A 13,453-nucleotide genomic window follows, 5' to 3' on the forward strand; every position below is an offset into this window, starting at 1 on the left:
GCATGACTGATATTTTGATTGAAGGCGGCCAATCGCTGTTCCGCGGCGAACTGGTCGAAGCCCCTCTCACGGTCGTCGATGGCCGGATCGCCGAGGTCGGCGGCGGCACGGGGCAGCGGGCAGCCGTCGCAATTGACGCGCGCGGATTGCTGACGCTGCCGGGTATCGTCGACCTGCATGGCGATGCGTTTGAGCGCCAGATGATGCCGCGTCCCGGCGTCGACTTTCCGATCGACGTGGCGCTGATCGACAGCGACCGCCAGCTGATCGCGAACGGTATCACCACGGCGTTTCATGGCGTCACCTGGTCGTGGGAACCGGGACTGCGCGGCACCGAGAATGCGCATGCGCTGGTCGATGCAGTGGAAGGCTTGCGGCCGCGCCTCGCAGCCGACACGCACGTCCACCTTCGGCACGAAACTTTCAATCTCGATGCCGAGGCGACGATCGTCTATTGGATCAAGTCGAAGCGGATCAGCCTCCTCGCCTTCAACGACCACATGTCATTGACCGTGCTAAACCCGGCCAAGCCCGAGAAGCGCGCACAGATGGCGCAGCGCACCGGGCTTTCGCTGGAGGCGTTCAACCAGCTGGTCGACAAAGTGGCGGGCCGCGCCGGTGAAGTGCCGGCGTCGATCGCCCGGCTGGCAGCTATCAGCAATGCCGCCAACGTTCCTATGCTGTCGCACGACGACGAGACGCCAAAGCAGCGTCGAGGCTTTCGCGATCTCGGCGTACGCGTCGCAGAATTTCCCGTGACCGAAGATACCGCACGTGAAGCGGTCGCCGCCGGCGAATTCACCGTGCTCGGCGCACCGAATGTCGTACGCGGCGGCAGCCATACCGGATGGATCAGCGCGACCGACATGGTGCGCAAGGGCCTCTGCACGATCCTCGCCTCCGACTATTACTATCCAGCGATGCTGCTTGCCGCATTCCGCCTCGTGGCTGAGAACGTCCTGCCGCTGCCGAAAGCATGGGAGCTGATCTCGGCGGCACCGGCCGCCGCCGCCGGCCTGACCGACCGCGGACAACTCGCAACCGGCCGGCGTGCGGACATCATTCTGGTCGACGCGGCGCAAGCGCTTCGTCCGCGGATCGTTGCCGTGATCGCAGCCGGAAAGCTCGTTCATATCGGCGAGGCAGATCGCCTCTCGTTGCAGGCGAGCCGCACGCCTGAGATTGCTGCAGCCTGAACCGTTCGATGCCCAGCTCTCGCTATGCCATCTATTTCCTGCCCGCGGCTACCGAAGCGCTCTATCGCTTCGGCGCAGCCCTGCTCGGCTACGATTCGTTTTCCGGCGGCGATATCGAGCAGCCACCGCAAGCGCTGAAAGCTTTCGCCGACTGGTACGAACTGACTGCCGATCCGCGCAAGTACGGCTTTCATGCAACGCTGAAAGCCCCGTTCCTTTTGGCCGACGGCCATAGCCAAGCTGACCTCACGGCCGCGTTCGATCGCTTCGCACAGACGTCACGCGCAATTCCGGTCATGACGCCCGTCGTCCGGTCGATCGGAAGCTTCATCGCCGTCGTACCCGAGACGCCGGTCGCGTCACTGATGCAACTCGCCAACGACTGCGTGACCGTCTTCGAGCCGTATCGTGCACCGCTCACCGACCACGACCGGGCGCGGCGCCTGAAGAGCCCGCTGACGCTGCGACAAATCGAGCATCTCGACCAGTGGGGCTACCCCTACGTTTTCGAGGAATTCCGCTTCCACATGACGCTGACCGGAAGCCTGCCCGCCGAAAAGCGCGATGCAGTGCTACCGTTCCTGCAAGGCGAGTTCGCCAAGCTGAGCCTCGCATCGGTCGCGATCGACCACATTGCGCTGTTGCAGCAGGAAACGAGCAGCAGCCGCTTCGTCGTGATCCGGCATGCGGCGTTGAGATCGAGCTAGCGTGTCGGATCGTGTAGCCCGCATGAGCTCAGCGACATGCGGGACCCGATTCCCGGATATCGCTTTGCTCATCCGAGCTACGATCAGCGATCGCGCTACGCGAATTTGATGACTGTGCGCGGCTCCACGGCGGGCTCGATCCGCACCGACCAGAGATCCTGATCGCCGACGTCTTTCAGCGTCACCGTCATGACACCGGTCGTCCCTTCGATGTCGACATGGCCGAAGAATTGCAGCCCGAAGCAGGGGGCAAGATTCTCGCCCTGCTCCGCCGTGCAGCCCTTCTGGAACAGGACTTGCGGGCCAAAGGTATTGTCGAGCGGTGCCGGTCCCCACGTGCCCGCATGCAGCGGGCCTGAGACGAACTCCCAGAACGGCTCGAAGTCCTGAAATATCGCCCGGTTCGGATCGTAGTGATGCGCGGCCGTGTAATGCATGTCCGCGGTCAGCCAGACGATGTTCTTCACACCGGCGCGCTTGATGAACGCCAGCAGGCCGGCAATCTCCGTCTCGCGGCCCGCAGGCGGGCCGTCGCCGCGCGCCACCGCGTCGGAACTGACCAGCCCGATCGGCATGTCGGCGGCGATCACCTTCCACGTCGCTTTCGAGAGCGCCAACTCGCGTTTCAGCCACGCAGTCTGCTTGGCACCGAGCAATGGTGCTTCGCGAACCTCCTCATCGTTCGGACCGCGATAGCTGCGCATATCGATCAGGAACACATCGAGCAGCGGCCCGTAGCCGATCTTGCGGTAGACGCGACCCGGTTCGAGCAAGGTCTGCCGCGTCGGCATATACTCATGGAATGCGCGGCCAGCGCGCGCGGCGAGTTGCATCGCGCTTCGGTCGACATAGCCGGCTTCATCGATAGTGCGGCTGGGCCACCAGTCGTTGGCGACCTCGTGATCGTCCCATTGCGCAAAGATTGGCACTTCCGCATTGAAGCCGCGAACGTTGGCATCCATCAGATTGTATTTGTAGTTGCCGCGGAATTGCGCGAGCGACTGCGCGACCTCGGCCTTTTCTTCCGTCACCACGTTGCACCAGGTGCCACCGTCGGGAAGCTTCAGCTCGCGTTCGATCGGGCAGTCGGCGTAAATGCTGTCGCCGGAATGGACGAAGAAATCCGGGCGATTGTCCAACATCGTCCGGAACGTGCGCATGCCGCCCCGCGCCTCATCAATGCCCCAGCCCTGCCCTGCGGTGTCGCCGGACCAGACAAACGACACCGATCGCTTATCGTTCGGCGCCGTCCGAAAACGTCCCGTCTGCACCTCGCCGCGCGTTGCGGGCGACGCCAGATCGTACGGCGTCACGCGATAGAAGATCTGCTGTCCGGCGGGCAGCTCGTCGAGCAACACCTTGGCGGTGAGATCACTTTCCGGCAGTGCGTCGGCAACCGTCGTGCAGCAGAGACTCTTGAAACTTTCCGTTGTTGAAGCCTCGATCAGCAGGCGCGACGGACGGTCCGTCCGCGCCCACACGACGCCGGAATCGGCCATCACGTCGCCCGACTGCAAGCCGTGGGTCAGCACCGGCCGCGACGCCGCAAGGCTCAGTCGGGGCGATGCGACATTGCCGAGTACTGCGACCGCGAGGCTCGATACGCCACGCGCCAGAAATCGCCGCCGTGTGAGTGGAGTTCGCGCCAATCCCTGGCCTCCGCCGAATCACGACGGAGGATGCGGGCGGTCTTTGACTCCGGCTCGAAGGATTTGCGACGCCTTCGTGACCAAGACGTGAACAGCCCCGCGAGATGGAACCCGCGCACGGGAGCGCATCGTGATGACGATGCGGCTCCCGAAACCGACAGCGCTACCTGATCGCGACCGGATTGATCATGCTCTGCACCGCGCCCTTGAAGCGCGGCTGGCCGAGCACGAACATGAACTCGTAAGCCCGGTCGGCTGCGAGCTGCGCGGTGTTCATGTTTTCGAGGATGTAGGTACCGTTCATCGCGAGCAGGATCTGATGCACCTCGAAGACATTCTGCGATTCGAAGGGGACAGCTTCGACACCCCAGGTATCGGCGCCCACAGCGACGACACCCTTGCCGGTGAGATATTTAGCTCCCTCCACGCCGACACCCGGCTCGCCGCCATTGTAGCGCTTGTCATCCTTGCCGAGGAGACTGAGCCATCCGGTGTGGAACAGCACGACGTCGCCCTGGCGGATTTCCACGCCCTGCTTCTTGGCGACCTCTTCGATCTCCTTCGCGTTGAACGCCGTGCCCTCCTTCACCACGTCGGTGCCGTAATGCGCCGCCATGTCGAGCAGGACGCCGCGGGTGACGATCGGCGGCACCTTGTCGATGCCGAGCTTTTTCAGCCCTTTCGGGTCGGCGAAATCGGCGAGCTTGTTGCCATTGTAGTAGACGTGCTCGACACCGATGTGGCCGAGCCCGTCGAGCTGGCTGCCGACACCGACCCAGCCCTCCAGCAGGTCGTCGTTGTAGGTCGTCTTGCTCGGTCCGAGGCCCGGGATGCCCGCCTGCCCCGGCTGAACGACGGTGATCTTGAAGGCACGCGGCGGATAGGCGGGGGTCGAGGCGTCGACCGGTATGCCCAGTGCGTAGGTCTTTCCGGTCTTGACCAGCTGCGCCGCCTTCAAGGCGAGCTCGGGCGTCAGATAATTGGCTGCGCCGATTTCATCGTCGGGACCCCATTTGGATTTCGTCCATTCCTGCGCGCTCGCCGTGCCGGCGGCCAGCAACGCGATCACACACGTCAACACCGAAGCGCCACGCATGTCGTCCTCCCTCGATTTGAATTTTGTCATCTGAATCAATCGAACTCAGCCGTGCTCTGCGGCACGAGAGGAATTCGATCCCGTCAAGGCTAGCAGTCGCAACTGCTTCCCGAAAGCGGCAGGTTTGCAACACCTGGATGTGGCTGGATTTGACGTTCGTACGCAGGTCTCGCAGCAACAGGCCCACGAGACCCGGACGCTCGGCAAGACCTCATTGCGCGCGAACTCCTGACGAAGTGCGGATTGAAAAAATCACGCTCCGCGTCCAAGTTGAGGTCCCGATCCGTTCTTTCCGGAAAGATGAATGGCGAGCGAACCGAAACGGCCGGACGACAGAGACGACAATGTCGTTTCGCTGCGCGAGGCACGCGCGCGTCAAGCCGCGGCGCAGGCCAAATCCAAGAACAGATCCGGCAACAAATCCGAGAGGAAGATACCGGCGCTGCTGATCTTCCTTGGCCTGCTGGCGATCCTGGTCGCGTATAAATTCTTGCTGGGTTGAATCTGGATGTTGTCGGCGCGCGCGAGGTCAGCGACGAATGACTCAGGCTGCAGGCTCCCTGCCCGCTGCGACAGCCGCTGAGAGCAATTGATCAGGAGCCGTCACACCGCTGGACGCGGTTGTGACAATCCGTTCCGCCATCTTCGCCTTGGTCGCGGGCGTCCGGTGCTCCCATTGGATGCGCTCGACGGCTTCATCGAGTACTTCGCGCATCATGGAAACAAGCTCAGCTCCGAACTCGGTCGGTGGAATTTTGGACATGGCACGCTCCGTGTTGGGCGCAAGCGGTAGCGGCACAACATGACCGTTGTGAGTCAGTAGCTTCACAGCTTGGCGAGTGACGGTTCGCGCGCGTGCAAATCGATGTGAGTCTAGATTCTCTCAAAGATGAGAGAAAAGAAGAACGGCATTTACCGAACATGCCGCGACCAATGCGACGGCCAGCATCAAGTTCATCGACACGCCCCTGCCAGGCCGCAATTTCCGAATCGACTGTTCCATGTCCAATTCTGGTCGGCTCTCCCTCCACAGGTCACGCAGTTTGTTTTTGCGTGCGGGGCTTGCGACTCGGCGGAGCTTCGAGTCCCAATGGAATCGAGTCGCGATTCTCGTGACCGCTCATCGGCGAGCGTCAGAAACAAAAAGGCCGGCGGTCTGCCGGCCTTTCGATCTCAACGTCGTCGCTGAAAACTTTTTTCAATAGTGCGGGACCTGCGGACCGCCCCAGGTGAAGCGGTAGTTCAAGCCGGCTTTGACCGAGTGCTCGTCATTCTTGAAGCTCGTTCCTACAATCGCAGGCGGACCTGCGTTGAACGTGGTCTTGCCGAAATCATAGTACTGGTACTCGGCCTTGGCCGACCAGTTCGGTGCGAACATGTATTCGAGGCCGGCGCCAACCGTGTAGCCATCCTTGCCACGGCCCGAAGTTGCAAACGGCACGGGCACACCGAATTGTGTCACGTTCACATCGCGATCGACGAATGCATAACCACCCTTCGCGTAGACCAGCACCGGTCCCCAGGTGTAGCCAAGGCGGCCGGTGACCGAACCGATGGCATTATTGTCGACGGTCGCCACGCCGGCCGGGGAGAAGGCGAGACCGCCGTCGCTGTTGCCGCCGAGCCAGCTGTACTGCGCCTCGATACCTGCGACCCAATTCGGCGCGAATTGATAATCGGCACCGACCTGGGCACCGCCGAAGAAACGACCATCGCTGCCTGAGAACGCGTCGCTGCCTGAGAACGCGCCGCCCACGTGACCACCGATATAAAAGCCCGTCCAATTGTAGACCTGGGCAATCGGCGGCGGCGCCGGCGGGGCCTTGTAGACCGGCTGGCGCATGTCGGCGGCGAACGCCGACCCGGCAAGTGCGAGCACGCCCGCAGTCGCGAGAAGGAGACGTTTCATTTACTAACCACCCTCAGGAATCTTCCAAGAATGCGGAACGCAACCGCATCTTAGATGATCGGCAAACAAAATGGCGACGATTTGGTTGCTTGGCGGTCAAGCCGTGACGGTCTTTGCCTACCGCCTGTGCCCTGCCGGTCACAGTACCGCCTCAAAGGCGCGACTGGAACCCGGCAAACTGGCCCCTCACCCGGGTTCCGGGACCAATTTGGGCGGAATCCAGACATCGCTGATCACGCGCGCGTGAAGTAATGCCTCGGCGTTTGACGGGTAGCCAAAACGCAGGGTTGCGCACCGGCTGTCAGCCATCCACAACAGGGTTCCCTGGAAAGCCCTGCCAATGAACTCCCTGCCGCCGACCGAAGCCGCGGATTACGTCTCACCGCGGCATCAGCCGATGTCGTTTGCCGAATTCGTCATCCTCATTGCCGGCTTGATGGCGCTGACGGCCCTCGCGACGTCGATGATGCTCGCCGTACTGGCCGAGATCGGCAAGACCTTCAGCGTCGATGTGACGATCACCCAATCCGTGCTGACCGCATTCTTTGTCGGCTTCAGTGTCGGGCAATTCGTCGTCGGTCCGGTCTCGGACCGATTCGGCCGCCGCCCGGTCCTGCTCGGCGGACTGGCACTCTATCTCGCCGCGTCGGTGCTGTGCGTGATCGCCCCGAGCCTCGAAACCCTGCTTGTTGCGCGCTTCGTGCAAGGGCTCGGCGCGGCGGCACCGCGCGTGATCACCATCTCGATTGTGCGCGACTGCTACAGCGGCCGCCGCATGGCGAGCGTGATGTCCCTGGCGATGACCATCCTGATGGTGATTCCAGTGATTGCGCCAACGCTCGGCCAGATTGTCGTGCTCGCCGCCCCTTGGCGCTGGATCTTCGTGTTTCTGACCCTCTACGGCATCGTCGCGATCGCCTGGATGTACCTGCGCCTGCCCGAAACACTCGCTCCGGAAAACAAGCGGACGCTGCAGCCGATGGCGATCATGGACGCAGTGTGGCAGGCGCTGACGACGCGGCGGACGCTCGGCTACATGCTGGCGACCGGCGTTACGCAGGGTCTGCTTCTCGCCACCCTCTATGCCGCACCGCAGGTGATGGGTGAGTTGCTCGGCATGGGCCACTATTTCACCGTGGCCTTCGGCATCGCCGCCGCGGCAATGTCGCTTGGCCAGTTCGTGAATTCGCGACTGGTCGGCCATCTCGGCATGAGACTCTTGTCGCACGGCCAGATCGTCCTTGGGACACTGTTGTGCGTCGCCTTGTTTCTGCTCGCACGCGCGGAGGCCATCGGTCCCATCGCCTTTACGGTCTTCATGTGCGCCGTCAATCCGTTGTTCATGGCGGCGTCGTCGAACTTCAACGCGCTGGCGATGGAACCGCAGGGCCGTATCGCCGGCACGGCATCGTCGCTGTTCGGGTCGGTCACGACGATGATGCAGGCTTCCATCGCGCACATGATCGGGCAGGCTTACGACGGCACGCTACTGCCGCTCACGGCCGGCATGGCCGTCTGCGGCCTCGTGGTCATCGCCATCGCTGCGATCACCGAACGCGGCAAGCTGTTCGACTCAAGAGCTCCGAAATAGCACCCTATTCGCGCTTGACGCCGGTGGCGTCGATGATGCGTTTGTTCTTGGCGATTTCGGCTGCGACGAAGTTCTGCGCCCATTTCGCGTCGCCGGGCATGACCTTCAGGCCGAGGTTCTCCAACTTCTCCCTGACATCATCGCGAGCCACTGCCTCGTTGACCGCCTCGTTCAGCTTGTCGATCGCATCCGGCGGCGTCCCCTTCGCCGACACCAGCACGTTCCAGGCATAGGCGGCATAGTCCTTGAAGCCGGTCTGCTCAGCGACGGTCGGCAGGTTTGGCAGCAGCTTGAGGCGCTTCGGCCCGCCGGCGGCGAGCGCCTTCAGCTTTCTATCGGTCAGAAACGGCGTCGCCGACGCGATTGCGACAAGGCCGATGCTCACGTCGCCAGTCAGCACGCCGGTAATCGCCGGAACATCCCCGGCAAACGGCACATGCAGCATCTTCACCTTCGCCAGTTGCGACAGGTCTTCCATGGCAAGATGCGAGGGCCCGGTCACGCCGGCGGTCGCGTAGCTGATCTTTTCCGGATTGTCCTTCGCGAAGGCGAGCACTTCGGCGATGCTGTTCTGCTTGAGTTCAGGCCGGGCGATGAAGACCGAATCGACGCCGCTGAGACCAGCAATGATCTCAAGATCACGCGCAGGGTTGTACGGCAGCTTCGGATCGAGCAGCGGCACGATCGCCGTTGCGCCGACGCCGCTGACGCCGACGGTGTATCCGTCCGGTTTCGACTTGGCGACCAGGTCGATGCCAATGGTGGCAGCGGCACCCGGCCGGTTCTCCACCACGAACGGCTGCTTGAGTGATGCCGACATGGCCTCGGCAATAATGCGCCCGGTATGGTCGGTTGAGCCTCCCGGCGTGAACGGCACGATCACGCGTACCGGCTTGTCGGGATATCCTTGCGCACCGCTATTGTTCAGTCCGCCCTGCAGCAGCAGCAATGACAACGCCACCAGCCAGCACAACACCGCTCGCATCGACCCTCTCCCTTGTTCCGTGGCCTTCTGTCGGGCCATCAGCCGCCTCGCTCGGTGAGCAGGCAGCGCTCCAATGTTCGCGAGAAAGCGGAGGCGGTCAAGCCGGAGGCGTTAGCGTGTCAGCCGCTCCAACTCGGGAAACGGAGCGTAGGCCGGCGCCGGGCAGAAATCCTGTGCGCGCTCGATCAGCCGGTCGAAACGGCCGTCGAGGTAGAATGCGACACGATCGGAGACGCTGGTGTAGCGGCCGGAGGAATCCCGCGCGCTGTAACGAACGCAAAGAAAATAGCGGCGAGCCCCGCCAACGTGGCGCTGGGTCGGTTCGGAAATCGACGCTTCGCGAATGTTGGTCGGATCGTTCAGATAGGTGCGCAGAAACGCCAGCAGCTCGCCGCGATAGTTCGCCGGAAATGGCTGCGCCGCATCCGCATGGCGCGGGCGCGCAAAATAAAGCTCTTCATCGGATCCTCCCGCGCAAGCGCCGAGCGGCAGAAGCAGAAGAACGATCGCGGCGAAGCGGCCTAGGCGAGAACGGTCCAGAACCATGGGTGCTGCATAGCATGGACACGAAATTTGATGAAAGTTCAGAATAGGTCCGGTGGGAAACATCCTCGCAAGATTCAAAGCGACGGGCGGCCGCCTCATCTGTTGATCGACAGCGCGGACACCTCGGCGGCCAATTTCAGGATTGGTCCGACTTGGTCGAATCCAGAATCCAGCCGAAGTAGTCCCTGTCGACGCTTTCCAGCGCAATGACGGTGACGGCCGGCACTTCATAGGAATGGTTGTCGCGCACCGCCTTGCGCACCTCGTCGGCAAGCGAGGCCCGGGTCTTGAAGATCACCACCACCTCGTCGGCCCGCTCGACCTTGCCCTCCCACCGGTAATGCGAAATCATGCCCGGTAGAATGTTGGCACAGGCCGCGAGCCTTTGCTCGACGATAACCTTGGTGGCGGCTTCCGCCTCGACAAGCGACGGAAACGTCGTATAGACGAGCACTGCGCGATCCATTTGACTGCTTCCCTTGCCAGCGGGACCAGAACCGACCGGCCATGACACAGCAAAGATACGACCGGATCGCGTTCGTTGCGAGCCCGAGCCCCGAGGCGCAAGAAGCGCTTGCGGCGCTCTCGGGCTTCTACGGCAATCACGATACCGAGACCGCCGACGTCATCGTCGCGCTCGGCGGTGACGGCCTGATGCTGCAGACGCTGCACCGGCACATGCGGTCGAACAAGCCGATCTACGGCATGCATCGCGGCACCGTCGGCTTCCTGATGAACGAATACAGCGTGCGCGACCTGCACCAGCGCCTTGCGGCCGCGCGGACCACTCCGATCAATCCGCTGCTGATGCGCGCGACCGACATTCACGGCAAGGAACATCAGCACCACGCTATTAACGAAGTATACCTGTTCCGGCAGACGCATCAGGCCGCCCGCCTGCGGATCCTGATCGACGGAAGCGAGCGGATGGCCGAGCTCGTCGCCGACGGCGTGATGGTCGCGACGCCGGCCGGCTCCACGGCCTACAACCTGTCTGCCCAGGGACCGATCCTGCCGATCCATGCGCCGCTGCTGGCGCTGACGCCGATCAGCCCTTTCCGCCCTCGTCCCTGGCGCGGCGCGCTGCTGCCGAACTCGGCGGTGGTGGTGTTCGAAGTGCTCGAAAGCCATAAGCGGCCGGTTGCAGCGGTGGCCGATCATGACGAGGCGCGCGACGCAAAACGCGTCGAGGTCGTCACGGACCGCAGCATCACCATCAAGATGCTGTTCGATCCCGGCCACAGCCTCGAGGAACGCATTCTGCGCGAGCAGTTCCGAGCCTGATCTGCCGCCTTGAAGGCGGCAACTGTTCGTTAACCAAACCTCAATAGGGTTAACAGGAGGTGTACCGGATTTCCGGACCGCGCGGGCCTCGTCATGTTCGGGATCGACTTTAACAAGCTTCGTTTCTTGATCTGCGACGACAATGCGCACATGCGTCGCATCCTGCGGACGCTGCTGCATTCGTTCGGCGCTCGTGAGGCCTACGAGGCGGAAGACGGCGCGACCGCGCTCGAAATGTACATCCACTACGTACCTGACATTATGATCCTCGACTGGTCGATGCCGATCTTCGACGGGCTCGAGCTCACGCAGATGATCCGCCAGCCGCAGGGCAACGGCAATCCCTACACGCCGATCATCATGCTGACCGGCTACTCGGACAAGCGACGCGTGATGATGGCGCGCGATGCCGGCGTCACCGAATTTCTCGCCAAGCCGATCTCGGCGAAGGCGCTCTACCAGCGCATCGTCAACGTCGTCGTCAGTCCCCGTCCCTTCATCAAGACCAAGAGCTACTTCGGCCCCGATCGCCGCCGCAACACCACGACCGCCTACATCGGTCCTGAACGTCGCAACAACGGCAAGGCCGAAATCATCCAGCAGCAGGCGCTGCTGGACAAAGCCAGACCGGCAAGCTGAGTTCGCGAAGGATTCTCATGACCGCCCGAGAGCGCGACACGACCGCCGCCAAGATCGAGGTTGAGACCTTCCCTGACCACCAGATCATCCGCCAGCCGAACCCCTTGCGACGTGCGGTGAAGCGTGTCGCCGAAAATCCGGCCGACGATCCCGTCGCGCGTGCCGAGAAGGCGCTGGACGGTCTGTCGGACGAGTTCGAAGGCTGGATGCGGCAGGAGTGCGAGCGGCTAGCTGCGGCGCACGCGGCCATTTTGAAGAAGGGCCTCAACCGGACCGCTCAAGACGAGCTGTTCCGCGCTGCGCATGACATCAAGGGAGCTGCCGCAACCTTCGGCTATCCCATGGCGGCGGCTGCCGCCGACAGCCTGTGCCGGATCATGGAGCATGCGCCCGATTTCGCGACAGTGCCGAACGAGCTGATCGCGCACCACGTCAACGCCATTCAGGCGATCGTGCGCGAGCACAGGCGTTTCGGGGTCGCAAGTGTCGCCGACGAACTTTCGAGAAAGCTGCGCGGTGTCGCCGACGAGTACCTCACGGCTGTCAATCAGGACCGGCCCGAGCATCTGGAGCTGATCCTCGGCCCGAGCATCATTCCGGCCGAATAGCTCTGTTGGTCATTTAAAGCTTACGCCGCGACCAGGTGATCGTTGCCTTCGGCCGCCTGCACTGCTTGCGCAGCGATCAGCTCGTCGCAGAACACACGCGCTTCCTCGCGCGCCGATTCGGTCTCGAAGCGCCGCAACAGCATCAGCAGCGCCTCGGTCGCCTGCTCATCCTGCGCGCAACTCGTCAGCACGCGCTCGACCATCCGCCGACGCAGGCGCGCTGCCCCGTCGATCGTGCCGACGAAACCGATCTCGTCGGCCGCCGAAAGCGCCGCGCGGAACGCACCGAAAGTCGAGGCCGGAAAGCCGGCCCGAACCAGCAGCGCAGTCAGTCCCGAGCCGGGCTGCTCGTACACAATGGCGCCGACCCTTGCCACAGTCAGGCCGGTCAGTTCGGCGAGCGCGTACTCGAACATGTCGGTGTTGCCGGAGAGCAGCGCCCTCAAGATCAGCCCGGTCGTGAGTTGCCCGATTTCTCGCAAATGACGGACCAGCGCACGCAGATCGTCCGCCCGGGAGGTCGCGGCGATGTTCACCGTCGAGCGTTCGCAGGCTTCGACGGCCGCGATCTGCGCACGTTCCGTGTCGAGCCAGTTACGCGCAGTGACGAAAGCAATCAGCGCACCGGACAGTTTGCCGACCAGCGCCAACCGTGTGGTGGCAGGAAGGTCGTGCCTCGCCAGCAGCTGCTCGCGAACAATCGCAACGTGCCCAAAGCGCTCGACGATGCGGTCGAGCGACATCTGCGCGAGCTGCGCGCCCGGATTGTCGATCAGCGCAAGGCAAGCTTCCGCAGACCCCACCTCGGCAATTGCCGCGCAGACCGGCGTCGGCAAGCCGACGCGCCGCGCGACCGCACCTTGAATCTCGGTGCTGCCTGTGGCGACGATATCGACCAGATCGGCATCGATCAGAAGTGGCGAATGTTGCAGCACCGGCAAGGCGACCGAAGCCTGGTCCGTAGCGAGCGCCCGGACGATCGCCGGCGGCGCGTCGGGCGTGTGCGCGAAAACGCAGGCCATCGCCTCGCGGACCAGCGGCGATGGATCGTCGAGCAGCAACAGCAGCGCCCCCTCGGTCGCTGCCACGTCGTCCGCCGACATGTTCGAGAAGAGCCAGGCCCTGGCCAGGGCGCGCGTCGCTTCCGCGCGTTCGCCCGCTGGCGCTGTCCGCACCCAACCGAGAAAATGCCGCACAATCATAGGCATTCAGCCTTACGCAATTGATTTACGGCATCGCCCCC

15 protein-coding genes are annotated in these 13,453 nt (G+C 63.0%); 7 read left to right on the forward strand and 8 right to left on the reverse strand.

Annotated elements, in window-relative coordinates; translation table 11 throughout:
* Positions 1-2 precede the first annotated feature (2 nt).
* Both RCO31_RS02325 and RCO31_RS02330 read left to right on the forward strand, forming a co-directional pair.
* On the forward strand, positions 3-1,196 hold the full coding sequence (locus RCO31_RS02325) for an alpha-D-ribose 1-methylphosphonate 5-triphosphate diphosphatase (protein WP_308966578.1): 1,194 nt from the start codon (positions 3-5) through the stop codon (positions 1,194-1,196).
* A gap of 8 nt (positions 1,197-1,204) precedes the next feature.
* Positions 1,205-1,903 (forward strand): DUF1045 domain-containing protein, encoded by a 699-nt coding sequence (locus RCO31_RS02330; protein ID WP_308966579.1) that lies wholly within the window; start codon positions 1,205-1,207, stop codon positions 1,901-1,903.
* Between the two features lie 95 nt (positions 1,904-1,998).
* On the opposite strand, the gene RCO31_RS02335 is transcribed toward RCO31_RS02330, so the two are convergent.
* Positions 1,999-3,552, reverse strand: a complete 1,554-nt coding sequence (locus RCO31_RS02335; protein WP_308966581.1) for an alkaline phosphatase D family protein — start codon at positions 3,550-3,552, stop codon at positions 1,999-2,001.
* A gap of 163 nt (positions 3,553-3,715) precedes the next feature.
* Positions 3,716-4,648 (reverse strand): cyclase family protein, encoded by a 933-nt coding sequence (locus RCO31_RS02340; protein ID WP_308966582.1) that lies wholly within the window; start codon positions 4,646-4,648, stop codon positions 3,716-3,718.
* A gap of 304 nt (positions 4,649-4,952) precedes the next feature.
* Here RCO31_RS02340 and RCO31_RS02345 point away from each other — a divergent pair, with 304 nt between their 5' ends.
* Positions 4,953-5,150 (forward strand): hypothetical protein, encoded by a 198-nt coding sequence (locus tag RCO31_RS02345; protein ID WP_308966583.1) that lies wholly within the window; start codon positions 4,953-4,955, stop codon positions 5,148-5,150.
* Positions 5,151-5,192: 42 nt separating this feature from the next.
* On the opposite strand, the gene RCO31_RS02350 is transcribed toward RCO31_RS02345, so the two are convergent.
* Positions 5,193-5,411, reverse strand: a complete 219-nt coding sequence (locus RCO31_RS02350; protein ID WP_308966584.1) for a hypothetical protein — start codon at positions 5,409-5,411, stop codon at positions 5,193-5,195.
* Between the two features lie 435 nt (positions 5,412-5,846).
* A complete protein-coding gene (locus tag RCO31_RS02355) occupies positions 5,847-6,557 on the reverse strand; it encodes a porin family protein (RefSeq protein WP_308966585.1) in 711 nt (236 codons plus the stop codon).
* A gap of 340 nt (positions 6,558-6,897) precedes the next feature.
* Between RCO31_RS02355 and RCO31_RS02360 the strand changes: the two genes are divergently transcribed.
* Complete coding sequence (locus RCO31_RS02360) at positions 6,898-8,148, forward strand: multidrug effflux MFS transporter (RefSeq protein ID WP_308966586.1); 1,251 nt, start codon at positions 6,898-6,900, stop codon at positions 8,146-8,148.
* Between the two features lie 4 nt (positions 8,149-8,152).
* Here RCO31_RS02360 and RCO31_RS02365 read toward each other — a convergent pair whose 3' ends face one another.
* The 3 genes from RCO31_RS02365 to cutA form a co-directional block, all read right to left on the reverse strand.
* Positions 8,153-9,133: a tripartite tricarboxylate transporter substrate binding protein gene (locus RCO31_RS02365; RefSeq protein WP_308966587.1), complete on the reverse strand. Its 981-nt coding sequence runs from the start codon at positions 9,131-9,133 to the stop codon at positions 8,153-8,155.
* Between the two features lie 111 nt (positions 9,134-9,244).
* On the reverse strand, positions 9,245-9,679 hold the full coding sequence (locus tag RCO31_RS02370) for a hypothetical protein (RefSeq protein ID WP_308966588.1): 435 nt from the start codon (positions 9,677-9,679) through the stop codon (positions 9,245-9,247).
* Between the two features lie 136 nt (positions 9,680-9,815).
* Complete coding sequence (cutA, locus tag RCO31_RS02375) at positions 9,816-10,145, reverse strand: divalent-cation tolerance protein CutA (protein ID WP_308966589.1); 330 nt, start codon at positions 10,143-10,145, stop codon at positions 9,816-9,818.
* A 41-nt stretch (positions 10,146-10,186) separates the two neighbouring features.
* Between cutA and RCO31_RS02380 the strand changes: the two genes are divergently transcribed.
* The 3 genes from RCO31_RS02380 (at position 10,187) to RCO31_RS02390 (ending at position 12,210) form a co-directional block, all read left to right on the forward strand.
* Positions 10,187-10,963: an NAD kinase gene (locus RCO31_RS02380; RefSeq protein WP_308966590.1), complete on the forward strand. Its 777-nt coding sequence runs from the start codon at positions 10,187-10,189 to the stop codon at positions 10,961-10,963.
* 93 nt (positions 10,964-11,056) lie between these two features.
* Positions 11,057-11,602: a response regulator gene (locus RCO31_RS02385; protein WP_308966591.1), complete on the forward strand. Its 546-nt coding sequence runs from the start codon at positions 11,057-11,059 to the stop codon at positions 11,600-11,602.
* Between the two features lie 17 nt (positions 11,603-11,619).
* Positions 11,620-12,210, forward strand: coding sequence for an Hpt domain-containing protein (locus RCO31_RS02390; RefSeq protein WP_308966592.1), 591 nt, complete (start codon positions 11,620-11,622; stop codon positions 12,208-12,210).
* 20 nt (positions 12,211-12,230) lie between these two features.
* On the opposite strand, the gene RCO31_RS02395 is transcribed toward RCO31_RS02390, so the two are convergent.
* The gene (locus RCO31_RS02395) at positions 12,231-13,412 is read right to left on the reverse strand and encodes a DUF2336 domain-containing protein (protein ID WP_308966680.1); all 1,182 of its coding nucleotides are present in this window, start codon (positions 13,410-13,412) and stop codon (positions 12,231-12,233) included.
* Positions 13,413-13,453 lie beyond the last annotated feature (41 nt).

This window comes from Bradyrhizobium sp. LHD-71 (assembly GCF_031157255.1).
Taxonomy (GTDB): Bacteria; Pseudomonadota; Alphaproteobacteria; order Rhizobiales; family Xanthobacteraceae; genus P52-10.